Consider the following 25040-nt stretch of genomic DNA (forward strand, 5'->3'; position numbering starts at 1 on the left):
TCTTAAACTTATAGAGGAACTTATATTCTGCGTTGTTTATGATAAGGAATTTACTTAATTAAAACAATTTACAGTTACAAAATATTAGTTTTAGCTGCTGCTAAATGAACTTCATTTTATATATATAAATAATAAATTTGACGAATTTATGAAATGTACTGCATTTAAGATGAAAGGTAAAGTCTTCTTTAGTGGTGATAGTGGCTATGCTCCTCACTTTAAAGAGATTGGTGATAAATACGGCCCGTTCGACCTTACTTTAATGGAATGCGGACAATGTGATACGAGATGGTCTGCTATTCATATGTTGCCTGAAGAAACAGTTAAAGCTCATATAGACGTTAAAGGAGAATTACTTGTTCCAATCCATTGGGGTGCTTTTACATTAGCGTTACATGAATGGAGCGATCCAATCGAACGAGTTACGAAAGAAGTAAATCTTTTAGGGGTTAATATTGCAACGCTGCAAATTGGTGAATCTATTACTTTAAAATCTACAGATTATCCTACGTTAGCTTGGTGGCGAAAAGTTTAATCATTATAAAAAGCGAACTATATTAAATCAGTTCGCTTTTTGTTAATTTATTTATAGTTCATCAATTAAGGTTTCCCTGTTATATCTACTGGAAGTGCATTTTTCATCTTTTCTTTTGTCCAATATCCTGAAGGGTCCTCTGTATTGTTTGAGTCTTGAATTGTAGATGGGATGTTTGGAGCTTTTTTTAATTGAGTAAGAGTATCTTTTTTTGATAGATGCTGCAAAAGCTAAATAAATAATTGAGGATAACATAGTAATCATACTAGTGATATTAATCCAAAATAAAAGCTTTTCTTTTTTCATGAACTCCTCCTTTCTTTATATATTGCCCCTATTAAGCTATTAAGCTCTAAAACATATAAAAACATATATTTACTATAAAGTATCCTTTACAAACGTCTCAAACTTATCCATTTCCTCGACAAATGGATTGTGATTACTTTCTTCAAATGTTGTTAGCGTTGCGTTCGGGATTAGATTTGCTATTTCTTGTGAAAATATGTATGGGCATTGTGCATCATGCTTGCCACAATATATAAAACTTGGTATTTCTACATGTTTAAGTTTCTGACGGACGTCATAGTCTTTATATTCAACTTGTCTAAAATAATTTAACCGATCTCCAACTACTTTCCCGCTATTCGGCAGTTTTAATGATTCTTCAAGCTTTTCTTCAGAATAAAAAGACATAAGTGCCCACTCTTTACCTAATGTTTTTCTTTCTTCTTGTCGTGTATTAGGGTCATTTAAAGAATTCATAATTGAAACGATTCTATTGAAATTTTTATTTTCACTGCAGTATATACAATCTTTATGAGATGCATATTCTTTACTTGCCGATGCGCCACCAGCAATAATTTTTGTTAAACTTTCTTGTGCTTCAGTTGCATAAACAAGAGCTAGCATACCTCCTGTAGAATGACCCGCAAAAGCCCACTTATTTATATGTAAAGCTTCTCTAATCGCTTCTAAATCTTTTACGGCTTCTGCCATACTATATTCCGCATCGTCAGTTGCTGGATCCGAATTACCGCAGCCTTTTAAATTAATTAAATACACGCTATAGTGTTTGGTAAATGGATTCGCGAAAGTATTTCCATTAGTGTTATACTCACTATAAAAATGTGTAACGCATAAAGGAGCCCCTTCCCCTTTTTGGAAATACTCAAACTTCCCACGTGATGTTTCAATTTGATTTATTTTCCACATAATGAATCTCTCCTCTAAATTCTGAATTCATTGTTGTGTTTTCTAGATTGTTTCTCTCGTATTAAATGACAAACTCTTTTTCTTTCATTTCTCTTAATAAGCTCTAACTGGTGATATAAGATGTACTGCTGCAGATTGTTCTCCTGCTTCAATTAATATCGGTCTCATAGAACCACCAAAACTTAAAGTAACTATATCTTCTTTCATTGCTTTTAAAGCATCAACCATAAAGCGTCCATCGAAAGATATATTTAATTGCTTTTGTCCGTGAATTGCATCTATTTGTTGTGTTTCTGATATTTTACCGACCTGAGAAGCGTTAGAAGAGATTTTTATTGTGGATTCATCGATGATTTCTAAATTTACGTTGTTATTCGCCCATTCACTTGCTAATAAACTGGATCGATCTACACCTTGTAAAATCTTCTTTCTGTCTATGTTAATTACTGTTTGAAATTCATGTGGTATTAGGCTAGATATATTAGGGTATTTTCCTTCAATTAGTCTTGAATACAACGTAATTGTACCGAATTTAAAAATAATGTGACTCTCTGAAAGATATATGTATACAAAATTTGAATTGTTGTTCATTAATTTTAGAAGTTCACTAATAGTTGAACTTGGTATAATGCAATTTGCTTTTACATGAGATGAAATTAGTATTTCACGTAAAGCCAGTCTATGTGAATCAGTTGCAGCGCAAACTAATTTATTGTGATCAAATACGATATGTACGCCAGTAAGAACTGGTCTGGATTCATTTTTAGCAGCTGCAAAGGAAGTTTGTTTAAATACTTCGATTAATTTTTCTGTCACTACTTGTATTTTTGCATGTTCGTCTATATATGGTACATTAGGAAACTCATTCGCTAAGAATCCATTTAAGTTTAATGTAATTTCATCAGATTGAATGGTAATTATTTGCTCATTCATGCTTTTTATTAAAATATCACTTGGCATTTTCTTTATAATTTCAATGAAATATTTAGCCGGTACAACAATACTTCCTGCTTTAAAGATAGTTGCAATTTGTTCGTCTTCAATTGAACTAGGTATAAATTTTTCAATGAAAATATTCGAATTACTTGCGATTAAAGTTATTCCAGATTGATCTGCTGTTATTTTAATTTCAGATAATATAGGAATTAAAGTTTTTGCCGAGATAGCTTTACTCACTTCTGAAAGAGCTTGTGTAAATTGTTTGTGTTTAATGATAAACTCCATTTTTCCCCCGCCTTAAATGAAATAATATCTTTATGAAGATTGATGAATTATAGTTCCATTAAAAATATAAGGTACTGTTTCTTTCTCTTGCAAAATTCCTTTTAATTGTTCTGGTATACGTAAATAAGGTTCTGCTATATGTAATTCCATCCAGATAACCTCTTCAATTTCTTTTGGCCGCGATATACATATTTCTCCTCCGATTATTTCCCCTAAAAAATTAAAGAAGATTGCATGATGTCCTCTCTCCTCAAAAAAGGCTTCACTAATGGAACAAACCCCTTTTACGGATATATCTAGCCCTGTTTCTTCTTTCACTTCACGAATTGCAGCCTCTTCTAACGTTTCCCCAAGTTTAACTGCGCCACCTGGTAATGTATAGTAAGAACCATTCTTCCCTTTGTTTTTAACCATTAGAAGTTTTTCATGAGTTTCATCATATAAAAGCGCGTATGTTACATTTACTTTTTTCATATGTAGTCCCCTTCAATAATAACAATTTTCTGTCTTTATTACATTCTACCATTAAATTGTTTTGATTCATAAAAAGTAATTTGAGTAAATAACGAATACGAAACGATATCCCGTTCATAAACACAGAAAAAAGAGCATATTTTGAAAAAGATTAATCAAAATACACTCTTAAATGATTTATTTATAACCTTTTTTCTAAATAGTAATGATTATGCCCTTTAGGGTGATCTTCACTCATTCCAATCACTTTATATCCATGCTTCTTATAAAAATTGGGGGCTTGGAAACTAAAAGTATCTAAGTTTATCAGCCGACATTCTTTTTCAATTGCAAATTCTTCAATAAGATTCATTAATTTGCTCCCGTAACCTTCGTGTCTATATTCTTCAGAAACCCATAGGAAGTCAACATGTACATGGTGCCAAAATATGATTGCCGTTATCCCTCCTACTATTTCTTCTTTTTCATTTTTTACTATAAAACTAACCTTTTCAGAGGGTGTTTTTTCTTCATTTGAAAGATGTTTTTGGTTATATTCAATTACTTTTTCTCTTATGTAATCACTATCTTCTTGTATCCATTGCTTTACTATTTTCATTTTAACTATCACGCTCCTTTATGTTTTTTATTCAATTTAATAATCGGATTGTCCTGTCTTCTTTAATATTAGGTTATGTAGTAAGTAAAGAGACAAAATTAGATTTTTTGAATGACATCCATTGTTTATACATTATTTTATAATGAAAAAAAGCCCTAGTATAAGGACTCTTTTTAGTATTAAGCTATTTTCCGATTTAATTGTTTTATTTCCTTCTTCTGTTCTATATTTGGTGGACGGATTAAAATAGAAATAACGAAAGATATAATACTTAAAATACCGATTGTAATGAAGGTTGGCTGAAATCCTCCAAGTAATGCGCCGATAAATGATCCTGCAAGTGCACCAAATCCGAACCCCTGGTAAACAATCCCATAATTAGTACTATGGTTTTTTAATCCGAAGAAATCCCCGACAATAGCTGGGAATATAGTGATGTTACCACCAAAGCAAAAAGCAACACTTGCTACACAAGCAAAATAAATACCGTAATTCAATGGAATAAAACTTAAAGTAAAGACGGACAATCCAATAATCACAAATGTCGCAGAAACGATTTTTAATCGGCCTATTTTATCCGATAACGTTCCGAGAATAATTCTCCCCACTGTATTGAAGATGGCAATCATTGCGACGGCATTAGCAGCGGTTGCTGCACTAAGACCAACGAGCTGTACTCCAATGTCTTTTACCATACCAATTAAATATAAACCACCCATACATGATGTGAATAACATAATAAATAAGAGATATACTTGCTTAGTTCGCATCATTTCACGCGTAGTATAATCGTTCTTTAATGATTCAGTTACAATATTACTTATATTTGCCTCACGTAAGAAGAACGATCCAATTAATACTAAAAGTAAAACGATAATGCCCCAATATAAAAATGCTTGTGATACACCAAGGCTATCGATTAGCTTTCCGTTTACATATTTAAAGATTAAGCTCCCCATTCCGTATGCTGAAACAGATATACCAGATATAAGTCCTTTACGGTTTGGAAACCATTTAATTAAATTAGATAGTGATGTAATATATGCGGTTCCATCAGCATATCCAACAACAACACCGGCTAGTAAATAAAGTAAAGGTAATGAAGAAACTTGTGAACTAAGGATTAAGCCGAGTCCAAGGACAATTCCTGCAGTAGCGATAAGTTTACGGAGTCCGAACTTCTTCTGTAACTTCCCTGCAAATAAAGTTGAGAAAGATAAAGAAAAACTCGTAATAGAAAAAGTTATTGCGACGGCATTAAGATTCCATCCAAACTTACTTACAAGGGGTTGATTAAATAAACTCCATGTATAAATCGTTCCGAGGCCAATTTGTACAATGATTGTACCTAGAACAATTAGCAACGGATTTATAGATGTTTGTTTCATACTAACTGTCCCCTTCTTTTTTTCATGACATGTATTTTCACAGTTAGTATAACCATGATAAATTGCAAGATACTGTACGGAAAATGGAAATTAAGTTAGTATACACAAAAAGACACTTCATAAAGAAGTGCCTTTTTGTAGGTTAAATACAGAAATATTTAAAGAAAGTTTTGTTAAGATAAGACATTTTCAAATGCTTATGTACATATGTTATCAAATAATTTTCTAAATGTGATGAGACTTAAGACGTATTTTTCTTTCATAAAATAGTCGGAGAGAAAAATTAATACTCAATTTCTTCGAAGTCTTTCGGTTGCGGTACAGTTTGCATATTAGCTGCATCTTTCGGATCACTATAAATCGCGTTTTGTTCCGTATTTACATCTTTTATATTTTGCTTCTTATTTTTACGCACTTCTTTCTTCATTAAACCTCACTCCTTTACTTTATAGGAGTAGTTATGCCCTCATCGTATTATTTTTATTGCTGCTAAATGTATCAGCGACTAAATTACTAAATTCACGTAAATAATATAAATAATTATCCCCGCCATAGTTATATCTTTTGTTGTACATTTTTGCGACGACAACATTATATTCTGGAATCACTAATATCGTTGGTCCTGTAATTCCTAATATTTGATAAGACCCTTTAGGAACTCGTTCACCAAGTTCGCTAAGCAAAGCAGGCTCATTTTGAACGAACCAAAATAGCCCGTTTTGTGGCAGTTCTTTATTTAAATAGGTTGAACTCTGCAATCTCGTAGCAATTTTTATAACTTCTTTTGGCACAATTTGTTTACCATTTAGGAGCCCTTTATTTAAATGAAGATTCCCCCAAAATGCAAATTCTCTCGCAGAGACAAAAAGGTTTTTCTCTGATCCGTCATCTACTGCACCAACACTACTTATTGCATCTTCATTTGGATTGACAACAACCTTAACTAAATTATTATCTTGCTTTATTCTCCATCCAGTTTCTTTGAAGTTAGCAGGTTTAAATACACGCTCCTTTAACAGTTCAGGAAAACTTTTATTATAAAGCTGATAAATAAGACGTGTAATCATTCTTACATTAATATCTCTATACGCCCAAGCTTGTCCAGGTTCAAATTCACGATAAATTGTCCCATCATCAGTTTCATTTAATCCGTGCGAATGGGTTACTAAATGTCTTATTGTTGTTTTACCGAGTAACGAAGGATCATAGTCTTTAAAATAAATTACTGCTTCGTCATCTAGAGATTTTATTTTCCCCTCATAAAGCGCATATGCTACCATTAGTCCTAAATAACTTTTTCTAGCGGAAGCAACATTGAACTGTGAAGTTGCTGTTATCTTTTTACTATTCAATGTGTTTGAATGGTTTCCACTATAATGCTCTAATATGATTTTGTTATCTTTCATAATACAAAGTGCTGCTGCAGAACTTTGATTTGTCTCTTTAATGTTTTCTACCCATGAAATTAACTGCTCAAATGTATACAAATGAATATCCCCCTAAAACATATAAACATGAAAATATGAAAGAAAAGCGTCAATACTATTTAATCTTGTAGCTACACTTTTCTTTCATGTGAAATATTATTGATTTATGTTACTTAAATAATCCACCAGCTCCAGCAATTAGAGCAGCTGAAACAACCAACACAGCCTACACAACCGACGCAGCCTACACAGCGTCCACCACAACCACCACAACGCCCGCCACAACCACCACAACGCCCGCCGCATCCGCCACAACGACGTGCATCATCTTGAATGTAGTAGTAAGGATATTGACTTTGTTGTTGATCCCAGTACACTACATTACCAGGTTGATACTCATTAAGGTTTAATGATTGTAGTTCTTGTTGAAACTCATTCATTACGAAAACCTCCATTTATAAATATAAATTCCGTCCAAATTTTTAAGTATATTTACTTTTTAAAATAAAGTAGAAATAAGGCTATAGACTAAATGCGTACATCAACAAAATATGACTTTACATTAGGTGATGTACCTTGTTTTTGAGCCTATTTTCTTTATATCTTTTCGGTGGACGTATTTACTATAAATAGAGCGACTTAAAGGTTACTAATCCAACAATTTAGTAGTTCACCACTTAATCTTCTTTCAAGTAATTCTTTAACTGAAGGCGACGGCATTATTTTATAAGAATTAATACCCTCATTATTAAAATCAATCCAATGAAATGCTAGATGTGATTCTTTAGATATTGGTGCTAAATTACAATGTAACTCTTGTGAATCTATTTCAAAAACGTGGTTTATTTCATGATGAAGTGTTTCTCTGTCTTGCCATTGGTTTTCAATGACTCCTAAAAATTGTTTTATACTGCAACTTACTCCAAGTTCTTCTCGTAACTCTCTTATTAGTGCATTCTCTGCTGATTCACCAACTTCAACATGACCGCCAGGTAAAAAATAATGATGTCCTATGTATTCAGCAACTAGCAATTTTTCATCTTTAATCATAACAGCTCGTACAATGTGATGGAATTTACTGTTCAATTGATATTCCTCCTAGTTATTTACTTTATACCTGATTAAAATTGGCATTTAAAATTGGGATAATGTAAATCATAGGCGTCTCATAAGGATGAATTTCATTTATAACTTCGAGAGCATCTTTTACAAGTTCTCGTTTACACTTTATTTCAACTTTACATTCTTGACCTTCACATATTTGATCAATTTCGCCATTAAAAGGTGTTGCCTCTGCCAATGGTCTCCAGTATCCTTTAACTGAACTATAAGAAAGACAATTGTCATAATGTCCAGTTCTACAAGCACCAACTTTATTTAATTCATCTCGTAATAATACAACGTATTCTTCAGGAATAAACACTTCGATTTTAACCTCAGTAAATTGCATGTATCAGTTCACACCTTTACCTTATTAAAGTTATACAAATAAACGATATACTTGCTCACCATCATAAATATTTCCTAATGGTTGAAAACCGTACCGTTCATATAGTTTTTTTGCAGAAATATTATCCTTATGTACAGTTAATCTAATTTCTTTACACTCTTTAAATCTATTTTTTATTAAATTAATAATTTCCTTTAACGCTGCTTTACCATATCCATTTCCTTGCTGCTTTTTATCAATGATAAATCCGTTTATCCAATACATGTCTGTTGTCTCCTGTACAAAAGCGTGCATAATAAAACCAACTATAAGATCACGATCATATATAGCGAAAGGAATATATTCAACGTTTTCACCATCTGGTTTTATGTATACTTTAGCAAGAGATACTGCCACCGCCGGGACAAATGTTGTTTGGTTTTCTTTAACTTGTAAGTTTAATACCTCTTCCCAATTTTCTCTCGTAACAACTTTTAATTGGACGTTCAATATTTTAAGCTCCTTTGTAAAGAGAATGTATCTTTTATATTCAACGGAGTGAAATAAATCCCTTTTTCGACATCCCCTTATAACATGATTTTCGTAAAATCCTGAATGAATTTTTCCTCATCTAATTGTAACGCAATACGAGCCCCTTCAGATTTAGAATGTGGGCGAAAATCAGCAAAAGTTTGTCCCTTCGTTTCGCCGCATATATCCACAGTTACTTTTCGGGATGTATAATTTAAAAATGTAGGATTCACCAAACCGCTTATAGCAAGTACATCATGTAATAATGGCCCTTCAATAGATGGATTGAGCTTTTGGTATGCTGATAAATAATAATCGTACATGGGTTTCATAATCGATTTAAATGGATTTTTTGTATTAGCTAAAATATAAGTAAATACATTTGGGGTTAAAACTGTTTTATTTGTTACATTTAAAGGGAATAACGTTAAATTTTTCGCTTGCTGAAGTACAATTTTACTTGCTATAGGATCTCCGTACACATTTGCCTCTGCTAATGGAGAAACATTTCCTGCTTCTAAAAAGACACCACCCATAAAATAAATTCCTTTTATATTTAACATCATGTCGTGCCATAAATTAAAAGCAATTGCTAATGAGGTAGATCTTCCTACATCGACAATCGTTAAATCTTTGCCATACTTTACGAGAATTGCTGCAATACTACCAAAATTGTATATCAGAATAGATAACACGCTTTCCGGTACATGAATGGGACCTAATCCTTCTGGTCCATGAATTTCAGGATAATACGTTGTAATTCCATTTGTAAGTGGACTAGTTGCACCGCTAATTACAGGAATATCTTGTCTGTTTGCTAACTGTAAAATATGCGCAGCATTATGAGCGGCATGTATATGTTCAACATTTCCATATCCAGTTACGCTACCGACAATTTCAATTTCAGGATGTAGCAAACCATACATAATTGCAAACGAATCATCAATACCTGGGTCTCCGAAAAATAAAACTTTCTTCAAGAAACGTTCTCCTTTCATAGGTAAGATAATTATGTATATGTAGAAATAATTTAAATCTATACAGTTCTAAGCAAATATTAATGATGAGTAGTGTATTGATAAAAAAGAACTAGCATTATGCTAGTTCTTACTCTGGTAATAATCTAACAGTATAATTAAATTTCGTACAATTGCTAGACTAGCGCATGTTCATATAGATATTTTCCGCTATATCTATATGAAAAGCCCCATATCAATTCAATATTGTTGGTTTCAAATTGCAAATACTCACTGAACTGTATTACTATAATTTTTCACTCTCAATTTGCATATAATTATCTTTTTTAAATGTTAAATGAGCAATCACAACTCCAAGTATAGTAATTATCCCTCCAATTATCGAAACAAAGGTTGGCAACTCACCTAACCATACCCAAGCAATAAAACATGCAGTTACTGGTGTTAAATATAGAGAACTTGTTGCCTCAGAAGCACCCGCATGGGATGTAATATATGCTAATGCAATATACGGCAGTACTGTCGGGAACACACCTAAATATATAACACTCAAAGTAGTTTCTATAGGAGCTGCTACGATTTCTTGATAAATCCCTGGTAAAAAAATAAGCATACATACAGTACCAGACCAAATTGTATATATTGTAAATGGTAAGAAACCGTACTTTTTTAAATACGACTTTTGGAAAACGAAAAATAGACTTTCTGAAAATGCCGCTAATAATATCAGTAATACCCCGCTATTCAATTGAATGGAATCTCCTTGACTTAATGATAAAAAAGCAATTCCTACTAAACTAATTACACCACCAATCCAACCATTTAATTTCATTTTTTCATTCATAAAAACAGAAGCAAGAATTGCCGTTAATATAGGTGTTACTGATACAATTAAACTAGCAGGTCCAGCATTCACATTTTGTTCACCGTAGTTCAGTGCAATATGATAAATAGTAAATCCTAGAGCGCCAAATATAAAAATCACTGGAATATCTTTCAAGTCAGGTAAACGTAATTTGTATATAAACGAAAACAGTAGAAGAATCAAAGAAGCGATTAATAATCGTAGCAATGTGAGGTGCTCAGGCGTGTAAGCTTCAAGCCCCATTCGAATCCCTGGAAAAGCAGTTCCCCATATAAGAATCGTAAAAGCGTGAGCACATACAATACGAAAATCCCATTTTTTATTATGCATATTTTCTCTCCCTCTCCAATAAAACAGCCTTTTTCTAATTACCAATTATTTCTTTTCATCATATTTAATAGTTGATACAATGTCTTCAACCAGTTATTCCTCGAAAAAACCAACCACTTTGCATTTTTAAAATGAATGAGGGAGTTTTTTAATATGTCTACCGATAAAAAATTGCCAAAATATCGACAAATAATAGACTATATGACAGAAAAAATTGAAAACGGAGAATGGCCAATTGGAAGTAAGATTCCTAGTCAGCGGCAGTTAGCAAAATTATTTCATGTAAATCGTAGTACTATAATAACTGCACTAGAAGAACTTATGGCAGATGGTTTAATTCAAGGGAAAATTGGAGCGGGAACAATTGTAATGAATAATACATGGTCATTATTGGCGACTAATCCCCCGCCTGATTGGAGTGAATACGTGAAAGCCGGTATTCATAAACCAAGTAAGTTAATGGTTCGAGAAATTAATGAAGCAGAAGCAAATAAAAAATTCATTCATCTTAGTAAAGGAGAACTTGCACCTCATCTTTTCCCGTTAGAAACTATGCAATGCATTATGCGAAACGTATGTGAGGAGCTAGATTATTTCGGATACGAGGAACAAAAAGGATATTTCCCTTTACGTGAAGCGATAAGTAATTATGTAAAATCATTTGGAATAAATACATCTCCAAATTCTATATTAATAGTCTCTGGTGCATTACAGGCATTACAATTAATATCAATCGGTCTCTTACATAGAGAATCAACTGTGTTACTTGAACAACCTTCTTACTTATATTCGCTTCATGTATTTCAATCGGCTAATATTCACCTTTCTGGAATACAGATGAATCATCATGGAATTATCCCTAATGATTTGTTAAGAAGAATTAATTATAGTCAAAAGAAAAATATTTTATATTCGATTCCTTGCTTTCAAAATCCGACGGGTGTATTAATGTCCGAAGAGCGACGAAAAGAAATACTAAAAATTTGCGAAAAAGAACAATTGCCTATCATTGAAGATGATATTTATCGTGAGTTATGGATTGATGAACTACCTCCGCCTCCTTTGAAGTCAATGGATCAACATGGACATGTATTATATATCGGTAGTCTATCAAAAACACTTAGTCCAGGACTTAGAATTGGTTGGATTATTGGACCAGAGCCTGTTATTGAGAGATTGTCAGATATAAAAATGCAAACTGACTATGGATCAAGTTCTTTATCTCAAAGAGTTGCTGCGGAATGGTTAAGTAACGGTTTTTATGAAGAGCACGTAGCGAACGTAAGGATTCACTTAAAAGAACGAAGAAGAATGATGATTCAAGCTTTAAATAAGTATTGTGCAGGCATTGCCACGTGGGATATTCCTAGTGGTGGATTTTTTATATGGCTAAGGATTGTACCAAACATTCCGATGAAAAAACTATTTTCAGAGGCCCAATCAAAGGGAGTTCTTTTTAATCCAGGACGTATTTACGAGGAAGAATCAGATCAGTTTATACGTTTATCTTATGGGTATGCTTCTCCTGAACAAATTACTCAAGGTATTATTATATTAAGTAATTTGATTCGTAAGTTAATGGCATATTAAAAAAATCCTCTTTATAAAAAGAGGATTTTTTGTGTACCTTTTTTACCACAATCTCATTTCCTGTCCTAATAAAATAAGTTCTTTATAGGGATCACCATCAATTTTTAATACTTGCGCAAAAGCCGGTTCTGTTTTTACGCCTTGTTCTTTTAATTCAATTACTTCTTCTCTAATGTTTGGGTGCTGCATTAATAGCATGTGCTCCACTATCATATGTTTATATGCATTTTGGTTACGTACTGGTTGCGGTTGAGCAAATAATTCAAATTCAAAACCTTCAAATTTAAAATTCACCTTTATTGTTAAGATATTTTTAAAGTTTTTCTTTTTCATTTCAAATCCTTCGTATGAGCCATACAATGATCTAATTTCTTGTTCGAAAAAATCATAATTATGTACTTCCAATACAATGTCTAAGTCAGAATGAAGGGTATCAACTCTAATAGGGATTGTCCCGCAAAGTACAGGGCTATATAAAGCTAAATCCTCCATTATGTTTAGTTTATTAATAGCTTCGTAAACTTTTTGTTGCTTATCATTCCCAGATTGTAAATATGTGATAGATGTAAACATAGAAGTCTCTCCTTCATTTAACGTAATACTCGTCTCACTAAATTTGAGAAAAAATTTAATCATTTCATTTTGTTCTAAGAGTACCTATATTTCAATATATTAAGCCGAACTAACAATATTTTTCAACTTTTCTCCTATACTGTAATACTATAAAAATAAAAAAGGAGGAATTTTTATGAGCATTTTCAACATAATTTTGACCATACACATATTATTTGGAACAATATGCTTAATCACTGGTATCGTAGCGATGCTTGCTCAAAAAAAGAAAGGAAAGCATACAGAATGGGGCGAAATATATCATGCATCCTATGTTGTTATAACCATTACTGCAATTATATTGTCCATATTAAATTGGGATAAAGTCGCATATTTATTTTATGTAGCAATTATCTCCTATTCATTTGCGATTTACGGATATCTCGCAAGAAAAAAGCGATGGAAAAATTGGCTAGGGCATCATATTAGAGGTATGCTAGGCTCCTACATCGGTGCAGTGACCGCACTTTTAGTAAACATTGGGATGTATATTCCTATTATAAATTTACTACCACCAATATGGTTTTGGTTCTTACCTACACTAATTGGCATTCCTCTTGTATCTAGTGTATCAAAAAGGTATAAAAAACAAAGGTAAAATTAATTACAGTTTAATTACTTTCTAATTTATTTTGTAAAAATAGATGGAACATCCGATTTTTATAAGGATGACCTGGAAGAGAAAATAAAAAGAATCCAAGTATTATTGGATTCTTTTTATTTATGATTTTTTAGACGATATTGAATGCAAACGATCCGGATAATTAGTAAACATCCCGTCTACTCCCCATTTTAGTAACTTTTCCATATCTTTTTCATTATCTACTGTAAATGGATGAACCTCTAATCCATGTTTCTTTATTCTTTTTACATAGGCTGCATCAATATATTTGTAGTTCATGCCTAGGCCAATACAGTATGTTTTATAGTTTTTTATTTCTAAATCTGCTAATTGAACTGCTTTTTTATATGATAATAATTGTACTAACGGTATATTTGCATTTAAACTATGAATCTTTCGTAGACTTTCTACACTAAATGATTGAATAATAACTTTATCACTTATTTGATAGTGATTTATAATTTCTAATAACTTTTCTTCCATTCCAGGATATTCATCTGGTGATTTTGTTTCGATATAATAATTAGCATTCTGTCCAAACGTTTCAATAATTTCTTCAAGTGTTGGAACTTTAGCATTTTCAAATTCTTTCTTTGCTAACTTTGGATACTTTTTATTGAAAAGAGAACCTGCATTCAGTTGTTTTATTTCATCTAATGTATGATCTTTTACAAAACCAGTACCGTTCGTTGTGCGGTTTAATGTTTCATCATGCATAGCTACTAAATGTCCGTCTTTTGTCATTTGGAGATCTATTTCTATATAGTCACCTTTTAATTGCTGTCCTAATTGATACGCTTCTAATGTATGTTCCGGTGCATATGCAGAAGCCCCTCTATGCGCGATGTTTTTAATATGGTTTGATTGATTAATAGCTTTTGTATATTTATGTTCATTTGCTTGCTGAAAAACAAAAATGCTTATTACTATAAAGAAAAAGATGATTGTAATTATAGATATTTTCTTCATAACGGTATGTTTACTCCTATATTTAAAGCGATTTGACTCGGGTGAATTATTCAATTAAATGCCGATTTTCAAAAATAGTCATTTGTCCTACAGCTTGAAAGCCAGATTTTTTATAAATATTTATACCATCAGGTGAAGCTTGTAATACGCAGTAAGTATCTTTTAGTTGTTTTGCTTCTTGAAGCAGGAAATTGAACATAGTAGAACCAAATCCTTTTCCTCTCATATCTTCTTTAGTCGCTATATCATAAATACCGACGCTATTTTCCGTACATACTAAAGAGCCAACAGATACCACCTCACCTTTATAAAGGCCTAAGTATAGTTTCATGGCATCACTATTCCATAAATCTAAAGAGGCAATTTGATTAAAGTATGCTTGAACGTGAGTACCTTCTGCTGATGTACCGAATAAAGCTACTAACGTTTCACCAAATTGTTGTATTTGTTCTGGCGTAGACGCTTTTTGAATTATAAAATCTGCTGGTACGTCTATTATTGGATGTATTATTTTTAAATCTGCAACCATTGCAATATTATTTTCTGCTTCTTTTAAGCCGAGCTTTATTAATTCGCTTTTAATGTTTTGCTCTTGCTCCTCATCCCAGAACCAAACACTCATTGGAAAGCTCTTTTGATTAAAGTGTTCTAACGCAGTATATAATTGATTGACTCCTTCCGATAAGTTGTTGTTTAGTAAAGTGATAATATTGAATGTATCTGCAGGTAAACAGCAGTCAACGGCAATATAATCCTTTGTTTCTTTTACATTCATCCCTTGCACATGACGGGCAACATATGTAATTTTGTATATAAAATTTTCTATGAGTAAATTTTGATAATTCATCAATTATTCTCCTTTAAAAAATAGTAATTAAATAATATCTATATTAAATATAACATATAAGAAATTTCACTTAATCTATACTCCTCCTTTTCTAACCGCTTAATATCACACGATGTAGCATGAGAAGAATTAAAAATGATATAACATTGTCGGAATGAAAAAAGTGGTATATAATAAATATTAACATTACTAGTAATTATTTTAGGTATTCCTAGAATAAAGGAGCGATACATATGAAAATTACTATTTATTTCGGAAGTCATGAAGATCAAGATGTTCGTACTATGGACTGTCATTTAGATGTAGAAGATACAGAAGAGATTGTTTCTGTATCATAATATAAATAGTTGGGATGAACCCTCTTCCCTACAGCGTTTAAGACACCTTTTATAGGTGTCTTTTTTGTTGTTTTTTTCATCAAAAAACCTTTACTTTAGAGCGTTTTAATAGTAAAATATAAATATACGAACAAACGTTCTTTTTTTATTTTAATTGTACATGAAGGGATGATTTTTACAATGGCTCAAGCAAAGCGCAGAGGAAGAAAAAAGCAAACACCTACTATTTCAAATACAGGCTTTATCGGCTCTGTCTTTATTGATACATTGGAATTACAAAAGAAATCCTATTATTTCACACGTAAAAAACTTCAAATTGTTCATCACGTATTAGATGGTCTATCTGGAGCAACGAGTGCGTTATTTAAAGAACATAATATCGCCGCATACATGTCATGTGTGTATTTACATAAACAAAAGAAAATCGGATTTGTTCTTTCAACAAAACCTTTTGAACAAAGTGATGGCGTTGCTTACTTTATAAATTATTTGATTGAAAAGAATTTTTATGGTGACGAAAATATTGAATATCAAGAAGTATTTAATACAGGCTTTATCGGTGTAGTATTCGCCGATTTATCTAGTATAGATCGTTTTAATTTTGATTTTGAAATGAGCATGTTATCAAAATTAATGAAAGATATGATTATTCCTGTTAAGGAACTCTTTTTACGCCACAATGTACCAGCATACATCTCTACCTCTCATTTAGAAGAACAAAATAAATTAGGTTTCGTTCTATCTGTAAAGCCATACGATGAACGCGCTGAAGCCGATTTATACTTTGAAACATATTTAAAAGAACGCGGATTATTTATTGGTGATGAAGAGGATGATATTGATAAGATTATTATTAGAAAAACAGCTGAATTACGATAGAAAAGCGCAGGATGATACGCCTGCGCTTTTGGTAATTTATGAACAACGGGTATATCCAAAAATCTTATCCACGAAATTACCCTCTCAAGTAATGATTATTCTCTAAAACGTACATTTTCGGGATATGAACTTAATTGTTTTTCTTATTTATCAAACATAAAACCCCGTTCAAAAGAGAACTGGTTAGAAATTTTAAATATTCGTGTATTTTTCTTTTAGGATACCGAATATTTCTAAATCGACAACTCCCTTACCAGACCATAATGTGGCTTGTCTTAACAATCCTTCCTTTATAAAACCGTTTTTTAAGAGAACCTTAGTTGAAGCTTCGTTTGCGGGCATGACTTCTGCTTGAATTCTATTTACATTCACTTCATCAAATAAAAATTTTACTAGCATACGAACGGATTCAGTTGCAATGCCCTTTCCCCAATTGTCCTCTGCTAGAAAGTAACCAATAGATACCATGTTCACTTTTTGATTAAAATCCATAGCTTCTATAATTCCCAACAATGTATTACTTTGCTTTTTCTGAAAGATTCCCCACTTAACTCTACTTTTTTTATGGTAATCCCTATCAAAATGACCAATCATCTTCTTTACCGTTTGTATATTATGTTTAGGAATGATCCCGCAATATTCAAATACATTTTCGTTGTCATAGATCATATATACTTCTTGTAAGTGTTCCTCTTCAATTTTTCTTAATACTAGATTAGCAGACTCCAATATTGGGAAATCTCCAAAAAGCATTTCTAAATTCATGTTATTCTCTCCTTAAAATTATTCCTCAATGGGTATGTAAATCTTCATTTTCATTTGGAAATATTGAATTTAAGACATCGGTAATATCAGTAAGTTCTTTTCAATGTATTCAATTGATTTTTGTATACTTTCAAAGTAATCCATTCCTCAACACCTCTGTATAATTCATATTTTATAATTTAAACAAAAGATTTTTTTGATAATTTGTACATTTATATTGTAACCTACACATTATTCTTTTTTATGAGATTTTGAGTTCAATTAAAAAAACAGCTTTCCTTTAACGTAAGGAAAGCTGTTTTTTAAGAAGCTACTAAACACTATAATCTTTCGAATGAACTTCTAATATTAAACGATTTGAAGAAACCTTATTCAATATTAGATATAAGATTCCTCCTACAATTGGAATAGTATAGGCTGGAATATAGTTTAATAATATACCTGATAGTGCCATTGCTATAGGGAGCATCATTTTACCTATACTTAATCCAATGCTGAGTACTCTCCCTCTATATTCATTTGGAATCTCTTTTTGCATGAAACAAGCTAATGGTATATCAATTAAAACTATAATTAGCCCTAAAAAGAACATAACAACACAATACGTAATAACGTATGCAAAACCATTTACTTCAAAACTTTTGAATAAAACTGGAATTCCTGAAATAATCATAAAAACTGCTAACATAAAACTTAACTTTTTTAAAAGATAGGAGTAAGAAAAACGATTAGTTATCTTTTTTACTAGTATTGCACCAACTATCATCCCTACTGGAAAAGTCCCTTGAATCATCCCAAATTGTTTAGAACTTAGATTGAGAACCGTGTTAATAATGTATGGCAATGGAACAGTTACTGCAAAGCCTAAGAAGAAATTAAGTGATATTAAAATACTAAACGTATTCTTTAAGCGTTCATTTTCAATTAAGTAAGAAAATCCCTCTTTTATATCTTTGATAAAATTAATGCCTGTTTGTAAACATTCCTCATTTATGTTGCACTCGAACAATTTAAAGTGAATAAACAACATGGATATGCCCGAAAGAATAAATGAAATACCATTTATAATAATAAAAGTTTTTATATCTAAGACAACAAAAACGATGCCACCTAGCATAGGACCGAGAATTAAAGATACAGAATCGATAATTTTACTTATAGAGTTAATACTCATAAGCCTCTCTTTAGAGACGATATTGGGTTTTGCGGCTTCTAATCCTATTCCAAAAAATGTTGTAAATACCGTCATAAGAAAGGTAGTAGTATAAATGATGAATAAGTTTAATCCATAATTGCTGCTGAATATATAAACTGCGATTAATACCCCTCCATTAAGTAGATCCATACAAACAACCAGCTTCTTTTTATCAACCTTATCTGCGATTACGCCGGCAAATGGATTTATAATAATCATTGGAATAGTTCCTAATATGAGCGTAAGTGCAAAATTGAATGCTGACCCAGTTATTTGTAAAACATATAATCCTAATGCAAAACTATAAATAGAGCTACCAAATATAGATACTGTTTTCGCAATTGAATAGAGACAAATATTTCTTAGTTCTTGATTGCTTTTTTTATTTTCTAAATGTAATCGTAAACTCCCCATAACTTTTCCCTCCCGCTGAACTTTGTATTACGTACAGTGTAAGTTCTCGGGTCAACCCAATATCAATATGCTATTATTAAAAACTTCTAAAAGAAAAATTAAAAAAGATGGGGTTAACCCCATGACCATCAACTTAAGGTTTTGGTATACTCCCACAACGATAAAATCAACAAAGTTATTTAATCCAAACTGCCCCAGACACATCAGATATACAGCAAAGTTTTAATAATTCCGCTCTACAAATCAGAATTTCACTCGGGTCTGCAGTTGGAGGTATAGCTTTAAAACAAGTACATAATGTCGCCAACATGGCCTGGGTTGGCGGATTTCTAGTTCTTCTATCTTTAGGTTTGGCTATCTTTTCTCTCACTAGACATACACTGACAAGAGAATGCCATGTGAGCGCTAAACGTATAGATTAACACTCTCTTTTACTTTTAATTGCAAAAAATATAGTTATGGTATGCACACTTCTATTTAATTTAACTTTGGTGTTACTATATAATTCGTCTAATAAGTAAAAGAAGAAGTGAATCGCTTTTTTTATTTGGGCTAGTCATAGACCATTAATCTTTTGATTATCTATTCAACACTCTTTTATAAACACTTTCTAATTAAGATGCTGAATTCATTTTAATACATGAGTTCACCAAAACACCTTAAAATAATTAACACTTTCAACATTTTTGTTGAATATCCAACAAATCCAGCTAATTTAACCATTGTATGTAGTTTCCTATTAATTATAATTATAAACAGTTGTTGATTAACAAAATCTCATTTGCTTTATCTGATATTAAATACACACAAGTTTTAAAATGAATATTTAGGAGGTACATGTATGAAAGTACTTATTATTGGCGCAACTGGATACCTAGGTTCAACGATTGTAGAAAATTTCAAAAAACAAAATGTTGAACTTTATGGATTGGCTAGATCTATAGAATCATATAAAAAAATAAAAAGAATGGGCATTTCCCCAATAAAGGGAGATATTTTTAAACCAGAAACATTAAAAGTAGCTACAGAACAAGTAGATGCAGTGATTCATGTAGCTGCACCAGGTAATGCATTTAATGATGGAGCTCCTGCATTTAATGAGGATCACGAAGCTATCAAAACAGTTCTAGATACAATGAAAGGAACAAATAAAACCTTTATATATTCAAGTGGTGCAATGGTTATTGCGGACTTACATAAAATCGGAGAAGTAGCTCCACATATGTCTGAAGATATACCTGCGATTAATCCACCTTCTTTTGTTGCTAAGAGGGTAGAAACAGAAAATATGGTTTTACAGGCAGCAGAATTTGGAATTAGAACGATTGTTATTAGAATTCCTCACATTTATGGCAAGGGTAAAAACTTTATGTTCCCATTTTTAATCGATACGGCCATGAAAGAAAAAGCTAGCTTTTATATTAACAAGGGGGAAAATCTTATCTCCTTTGTTCATGTAGAAGATTTGGCAGAACTCTATTGGTTAGCATTGAAGAATTCACCTGCTGGTGAACTGTATCATCCAGCAAGTTTCGACATGAATAGGAAAAGCATTGCCCTGTCAATCAGTGACAAACTAGGTTTTGTTGTACAAACAAACAGCATTTCGTTCGAAGAAGCTAAAGTACTTTGGGGAGAGGCCCCCTCTCTTGTGTTCGGTATAAATGCAAATTTAAACAGTACCAAAGCAACTAATGTATTACATTGGATTCCCAAATATTCCTCAATTGACGAGGAAATTGAGGAGATTTTCAAACTGAAATATGGTAACTAATAACACTTAAGAGGATTTTTCGAATTTACGATCCTATTAAAATTCGGATTTTTTCTGTAAATAGTTTTTTTGTTATTTTGAACCTACTCTATTCTTAATTTTTCTCTTATCCTCCAAGAAATACCCTATAGAATGGACTTTTTTCTATGTCTATTCTATAGGGTACATTTTTATCATTTACGCATACCTTTTATAGTCTTCAAAATGATAAGAAGGGTTAAAACGGTAATAGGGACACCTATATATTTCTTTCAATCAATATCTCAAGTTGTTGCTCCATTACATGTGGTGGATAAGGCATTTTGTTCATAAACCACCACTCCACTACTTGTACGCAAGCAGCTCCCAAAAATTGAAGAATAACTTCTTCTTTTACCCCTTTATTTTTCCCCTCATTTGTATTTATCCTTCTAGCATCCTTGATACTTTCAATGAAAAACTCCAGGAACCGTTTTCGGAAGAACGGGGCTCCTTTGCTGCATAACATCGCTGAAAAAAATATATAATTGCTTTCAAAATATTCGAATGAGCTAGTGATTCCATCTGTAGAAGCACTTTGAGATGGCATCTCACAGATTCCACGCAATTCGTTAATATGTTCCTCAATAAGTTTATCCAACAAATCATATTTATCAATATAATGAAGATAAATGGTTCCTCGGTTAACATCTGCGCTATTAGCAATATCCTGTATAGTAATGTCATCAAATGATTTTGTACACATCAGTTCAGTAATAGCTTTTTTAATAGCTTTTTGACTTTTTGTTATTCTCCTATCCACTTTAGACATAATTCGTTCACCAAACTTCCCTAAACATAATTAGTAATTCCTATTAACGTGCTGAATATTAAGTAGATAACGCTCACTTAAAATATTATAATATTTTCAATAAAGATTATAGACAAATGTTGATTAATCACTCAATGTTTATTTTCCAAAAACTTTAATTATCATAAATATTATGAGTCCAAAAGAAATAGCAATAATAAATTAAAACGTAATGAGTATATAAAACTGCTGTTTAATCTCTTACAGAAAAACGGACGGAAATCCCATAGGTATGAGATGAAAACCTTATTTGATATCTTAGGTGTCATATACAACTTTTTTATGTCGCACAATCATGTAGAGATGGGATTACCCCCATCTTTTTCCGAAAAATGAATATGTATAAATTTCTTCTCCTTGAACAAAGAAATCCTCGTATTTTCCGCCTCGTTCCAAATAACTTGAGGTTCTTTCATCAATGGATTGAAACTGTAGATTTTGGATTTCTTTCGTTACTTTTGAAAATGTAAAATTTTCTCGAAACCTAGTTGCAATTTGGCTGTTTATGCTAAAATTTTTAAATAAAATAAATAAACTTAATAAAAAACAATCAGGTTTTAAAAGAGAATTTAATTTGTGAAGTAAAAAAGTTTCATGCTCAAAACTGTAATTACTAGTACCAGATTGATCAATTACAATATCAACAGACTGATTCTGAATAGGTATATTTAAAAAATCAGCACAGATAAAGAGGATGTTTCTTTTCGGATTACTTCTCTCTAATACATCTTTTAAAAATAGCAGTTTATTCAAATCTCGATCAACTGCAATATATAAGCAATCTTCGGGTAGTTCTTCATAAATGTTTCGCAAAAAGAACCCAAGACCCGATCCTATATCAAGTAGTATTTTGTTATTTAAATCTAATTGTATTAGTTTCTTTTTCGCCCATTCTCCTTCTCTATGCATATTTTCCAAATATGCAGTATCAGTTTCATGAATATAATCCGAAATAGAATCTTCAAGTGAAGTTCGCTCATATGCTTTAAATAATTTACCAGCTGTTATAATCCCTGAAATAATAATGTATTTTTCACCACAGTTACAAATTAACTTTCCCTCTGTAATTTGATTGCTTTTAATAATTCCATTTTGAAGAATTAGGTTTTTGCTACACTTAGAACATATAAGTAAATGAAGTACGCTTAAATCTATCCCTATAATAGAATTCGAAGTTTCATTTGTTAGAGATAAATCATTTAACACTTCTTTTAATTTATCTCTTCTCTCCTCTAAAATTTGTATTTCTTGTTCAATCTTTTCGTATTTCAATTTAAATAAAGATTGGTAAAAAGTATCTTTTTCGTAATTCATAGATTTCGCTAAATTTTTATAAAGAAAAAGTTCTTTAATTTCATTCAAGCTAAATCCTAGCCATTTGTACTCTAATATAAGCTCTACATCTTTTTGACAATACTCATCAAAAAAATAGTGGCCACCCTTCTTTTCAGGAATAATTAGTCCGAGATCCATATAATGTCTGATTGTATCTATACTTATATTATTTATCTTTCCGAATTTACCGATTTTCATAATATCACTACCATTATAGTATTTGTTTATAAATACTTCTTTTTTTATAGTAGAAAATCCTTTTATCTATACATTATTATTTATGATACGGGGATGATGTAATGAAGGTTTTATATAATAAAAAAACCCGCGAATCATTCACGGGTTTTCCTTTTAATAACTAATTGCTATTGTACCTTCACCGGCATGAACAGCAAATGAAATTGGTAATGGATACAGTTTGAAATCCATTTCAGGGAATGCTTGTCTTATATCTGAAATCCATTCCTCAGCACCATCTTTATCATTAGCATGGAACATATGGAGTACTTTTGGTAGCTCTTTCTCAAGCTCATTTTTAATGTATTCTCTACACTTTTGGATTTTGCGTACTTTCTTTTCAAGTAAAAGTTCCCCACCTTTTACTTCCAAAATTAAGTTGACACTTAATAAACTTCCAAGTAAAAATTGAACTCCTTTTACACGACCACTTGCATATAGACCTTTTAAACTCTTTGGAAATACATGAAAAGGTCTTCTTTTTTCATCTACTAATGTTTTGTGTATATCTTGTAAAGTCATACCATCATTGTATAACGATTTCGCTTTTCTAATTAGTTCATCCATTGGATAACTTGTTGTTTCACTATCTAATACAGTTAAATGGAAACCTGCCATTTCTGCAGCTAGCTTCATATTTTGATATGTTCCACTTACTTTTCCGCTAATAGCGACTGCGAATCCTTCTTCGTATTCTTCTTTACATTTCGTAAATAGCTCTACCATTTCCCCAATGTTAGGTTGTGATGTAGTGACAGTTTTGCCTTCGTTTAACGCATTATAGACGCGTTCACGAACACCTTCTTCACAATCTTTGTACGGCACTCCATCAATAATAACTTCAATTGGGATAACAAAGTTATCTCCTTCTGTTGTAAAACTCGCAGTTGTACTATCAGTAATCCAAGCAACACGCTTCATGTTGTTCCTCCCTTAATTCTATTCCTCTTTTCTGACTTTTCTATATATTTATATTATAAAAAGAGAATATCCCTGTAATAGTAACAGGACTTTCTTATTTTTGCTATAGTAGATGAATATTAAATGTGAATATTTTTTGTCTATTTCACAAATAAAAAAGAAAATCAGGATATTTCCCCAATTTTCTTTTAATACTACATTATTTAAAGGTTTCATTATCTAAAATTACAACATAATCATTGGTCAATCGCCCAGCTTCTTTCGTATAACTAACAAGTCGTTGTATGTTATCACAGCAAATTTTCGCTCCCCATACGAGTAACGGTACACCGATAAAGTCGATGTGTAACCTTCTAGAAAACAGACCACCTAAAGTCATTGGTAAAGGCACTGTTGGTGATGTATTAGAAAAAATAATCTTTTCGTGGCTTTGATAATGTTTTTGTAGAATCTCTCCTAAATGCTTCATCGCAGGTACAACGACTTTTGATGCCCCGCATCCAATTGTATATACAGGATTCTCATATTCATCTTGTCCATGGAAAATAATCTTTCCCATATCTTCTGTTTTCAATTTATTAAAGTAATCCACATTTAAAATTTCTTCTTTCGTTAATTTCCTATCAGTTGGTAATTTATTTAAATGATAAGCTGCAGCGAGTGAAGTTGTATGTGTTCCACCAAAATCTGTATAGATAAAAATCATAATATCATCCCTTATTC

27 protein-coding genes and 2 pseudogenes are annotated in these 25040 nt (G+C 31.8%); 6 read left to right on the forward strand and 23 right to left on the reverse strand.

Annotated elements, in window-relative coordinates; translation table 11 throughout:
• Positions 1–178 precede the first annotated feature (178 nt).
• A pseudogene (locus U860_RS0114320) lies at positions 179–535 on the forward strand (MBL fold metallo-hydrolase); the annotation flags it as partial.
• A gap of 51 nt (positions 536–586) precedes the next feature.
• Here the strand turns inward: U860_RS0114320 and U860_RS35635 are convergent.
• The 14 genes from U860_RS35635 to U860_RS0114390 all read right to left on the reverse strand — a co-directional run bounded on the left by U860_RS35635 (position 587) and on the right by U860_RS0114390 (position 10990).
• Positions 587–841 (reverse strand): hypothetical protein, encoded by a 255-nt coding sequence (locus tag U860_RS35635; protein ID WP_162791001.1) that lies wholly within the window; start codon positions 839–841, stop codon positions 587–589.
• A gap of 72 nt (positions 842–913) precedes the next feature.
• Positions 914–1747: an alpha/beta fold hydrolase gene (locus U860_RS0114330; protein WP_025149067.1), complete on the reverse strand. Its 834-nt coding sequence runs from the start codon at positions 1745–1747 to the stop codon at positions 914–916.
• Between the two features lie 93 nt (positions 1748–1840).
• Positions 1841–2971, reverse strand: coding sequence for a DNA polymerase III subunit beta (gene dnaN, locus U860_RS0114335; protein WP_025149068.1), 1131 nt, complete (start codon positions 2969–2971; stop codon positions 1841–1843).
• Between the two features lie 30 nt (positions 2972–3001).
• On the reverse strand, positions 3002–3445 hold the full coding sequence (locus tag U860_RS0114340; RefSeq protein ID WP_025149069.1) for an NUDIX hydrolase: 444 nt from the start codon (positions 3443–3445) through the stop codon (positions 3002–3004).
• Positions 3446–3626: 181 nt separating this feature from the next.
• Entirely contained in the window at positions 3627–4043 is a 417-nt protein-coding gene (locus U860_RS0114345) for a GNAT family N-acetyltransferase (RefSeq protein ID WP_025149070.1), read from the reverse strand.
• Between the two features lie 179 nt (positions 4044–4222).
• On the reverse strand, positions 4223–5431 hold the full coding sequence (locus U860_RS0114350) for an OFA family MFS transporter (RefSeq protein WP_025149071.1): 1209 nt from the start codon (positions 5429–5431) through the stop codon (positions 4223–4225).
• A gap of 283 nt (positions 5432–5714) precedes the next feature.
• On the reverse strand, positions 5715–5858 hold the full coding sequence (locus U860_RS35910; protein ID WP_025149072.1) for a hypothetical protein: 144 nt from the start codon (positions 5856–5858) through the stop codon (positions 5715–5717).
• A 31-nt stretch (positions 5859–5889) separates the two neighbouring features.
• A complete protein-coding gene (locus tag U860_RS0114360; RefSeq protein ID WP_025149073.1) occupies positions 5890–6918 on the reverse strand; it encodes a serine hydrolase domain-containing protein in 1029 nt (342 codons plus the stop codon).
• Between the two features lie 113 nt (positions 6919–7031).
• Positions 7032–7298 (reverse strand): heterocycloanthracin/sonorensin family bacteriocin, encoded by a 267-nt coding sequence (locus tag U860_RS0114365; protein ID WP_025149074.1) that lies wholly within the window; start codon positions 7296–7298, stop codon positions 7032–7034.
• A 199-nt stretch (positions 7299–7497) separates the two neighbouring features.
• On the reverse strand, positions 7498–7944 hold the full coding sequence (locus U860_RS0114370) for an NUDIX domain-containing protein (protein WP_025149075.1): 447 nt from the start codon (positions 7942–7944) through the stop codon (positions 7498–7500).
• Between the two features lie 25 nt (positions 7945–7969).
• The gene (cutA, locus tag U860_RS0114375) at positions 7970–8308 is read right to left on the reverse strand and encodes a divalent cation tolerance protein CutA (protein ID WP_025149076.1); all 339 of its coding nucleotides are present in this window, start codon (positions 8306–8308) and stop codon (positions 7970–7972) included.
• A gap of 30 nt (positions 8309–8338) precedes the next feature.
• On the reverse strand, positions 8339–8797 hold the full coding sequence (locus tag U860_RS0114380) for a GNAT family N-acetyltransferase (RefSeq protein WP_025149077.1): 459 nt from the start codon (positions 8795–8797) through the stop codon (positions 8339–8341).
• A gap of 77 nt (positions 8798–8874) precedes the next feature.
• The gene (locus U860_RS0114385) at positions 8875–9798 is read right to left on the reverse strand and encodes a nucleoside hydrolase (protein WP_025149078.1); all 924 of its coding nucleotides are present in this window, start codon (positions 9796–9798) and stop codon (positions 8875–8877) included.
• A gap of 283 nt (positions 9799–10081) precedes the next feature.
• Positions 10082–10990 (reverse strand): DMT family transporter, encoded by a 909-nt coding sequence (locus tag U860_RS0114390; RefSeq protein ID WP_025149079.1) that lies wholly within the window; start codon positions 10988–10990, stop codon positions 10082–10084.
• A gap of 153 nt (positions 10991–11143) precedes the next feature.
• Here U860_RS0114390 and U860_RS0114395 point away from each other — a divergent pair, with 153 nt between their 5' ends.
• Entirely contained in the window at positions 11144–12580 is a 1437-nt protein-coding gene (locus tag U860_RS0114395; RefSeq protein WP_025149080.1) for a PLP-dependent aminotransferase family protein, read from the forward strand.
• Positions 12581–12622: 42 nt separating this feature from the next.
• On the opposite strand, the gene U860_RS0114400 is transcribed toward U860_RS0114395, so the two are convergent.
• The gene (locus U860_RS0114400) at positions 12623–13153 is read right to left on the reverse strand and encodes a DUF4269 domain-containing protein (protein ID WP_025149081.1); all 531 of its coding nucleotides are present in this window, start codon (positions 13151–13153) and stop codon (positions 12623–12625) included.
• Between the two features lie 175 nt (positions 13154–13328).
• On the opposite strand from U860_RS0114400, the gene U860_RS0114405 reads away from it, so the two are divergent.
• Complete coding sequence (locus tag U860_RS0114405; protein WP_025149082.1) at positions 13329–13790, forward strand: DUF2306 domain-containing protein; 462 nt, start codon at positions 13329–13331, stop codon at positions 13788–13790.
• Between the two features lie 123 nt (positions 13791–13913).
• Here the strand turns inward: U860_RS0114405 and U860_RS0114410 are convergent, their stop codons facing one another.
• Together U860_RS0114410 and U860_RS0114415 are read right to left on the reverse strand one after the other, a co-directional pair.
• Complete coding sequence (locus tag U860_RS0114410) at positions 13914–14783, reverse strand: glycerophosphodiester phosphodiesterase (protein WP_025149083.1); 870 nt, start codon at positions 14781–14783, stop codon at positions 13914–13916.
• Positions 14784–14829: 46 nt separating this feature from the next.
• The gene (locus tag U860_RS0114415) at positions 14830–15630 is read right to left on the reverse strand and encodes a GNAT family N-acetyltransferase (protein WP_025149084.1); all 801 of its coding nucleotides are present in this window, start codon (positions 15628–15630) and stop codon (positions 14830–14832) included.
• Positions 15631–16136: 506 nt separating this feature from the next.
• Between U860_RS0114415 and U860_RS0114425 the strand changes: the two genes are divergently transcribed.
• Entirely contained in the window at positions 16137–16847 is a 711-nt protein-coding gene (locus U860_RS0114425) for a hypothetical protein (RefSeq protein WP_115610317.1), read from the forward strand.
• Between the two features lie 192 nt (positions 16848–17039).
• On the opposite strand, the gene U860_RS0114430 is transcribed toward U860_RS0114425, so the two are convergent.
• The gene (locus U860_RS0114430; protein WP_025149086.1) at positions 17040–17612 is read right to left on the reverse strand and encodes a GNAT family protein; all 573 of its coding nucleotides are present in this window, start codon (positions 17610–17612) and stop codon (positions 17040–17042) included.
• A 313-nt stretch (positions 17613–17925) separates the two neighbouring features.
• Positions 17926–19221 (reverse strand): MFS transporter, encoded by a 1296-nt coding sequence (locus U860_RS0114435; protein ID WP_025149087.1) that lies wholly within the window; start codon positions 19219–19221, stop codon positions 17926–17928.
• A gap of 167 nt (positions 19222–19388) precedes the next feature.
• Between U860_RS0114435 and U860_RS36415 the strand changes: the two are divergent.
• A pseudogene (locus U860_RS36415) lies at positions 19389–19643 on the forward strand (MFS transporter); the annotation flags it as partial.
• Between the two features lie 419 nt (positions 19644–20062).
• Positions 20063–20995, forward strand: coding sequence for an NAD-dependent epimerase/dehydratase family protein (locus tag U860_RS0114445; protein WP_025149088.1), 933 nt, complete (start codon positions 20063–20065; stop codon positions 20993–20995).
• Positions 20996–21233: 238 nt separating this feature from the next.
• Here the strand turns inward: U860_RS0114445 and U860_RS0114450 are convergent, their stop codons facing one another.
• From U860_RS0114450 to U860_RS0114465, 4 genes are all read right to left on the reverse strand, one after another.
• Positions 21234–21785, reverse strand: a complete 552-nt coding sequence (locus U860_RS0114450) for a TetR/AcrR family transcriptional regulator (protein WP_025149089.1) — start codon at positions 21783–21785, stop codon at positions 21234–21236.
• Positions 21786–22133: 348 nt separating this feature from the next.
• Positions 22134–23357: a methyltransferase domain-containing protein gene (locus U860_RS0114455; RefSeq protein WP_025149090.1), complete on the reverse strand. Its 1224-nt coding sequence runs from the start codon at positions 23355–23357 to the stop codon at positions 22134–22136.
• Positions 23358–23510: 153 nt separating this feature from the next.
• Positions 23511–24317: a DegV family protein gene (locus U860_RS0114460; RefSeq protein ID WP_025149091.1), complete on the reverse strand. Its 807-nt coding sequence runs from the start codon at positions 24315–24317 to the stop codon at positions 23511–23513.
• Positions 24318–24516: 199 nt separating this feature from the next.
• Positions 24517–25023 carry a DUF3189 family protein gene (locus U860_RS0114465; protein WP_025149092.1) on the reverse strand — a complete coding sequence of 169 codons (507 nt, stop codon included), beginning with the start codon at positions 25021–25023 and terminating at the stop codon, positions 24517–24519.
• Positions 25024–25040: the final 17 nt, after the last annotated feature.

This window comes from Bacillus sp. H1a, from assembly GCF_000633475.1.
Taxonomy (GTDB): domain Bacteria; phylum Bacillota; class Bacilli; order Bacillales; family Bacillaceae_G; genus Bacillus_A; species Bacillus_A paramycoides.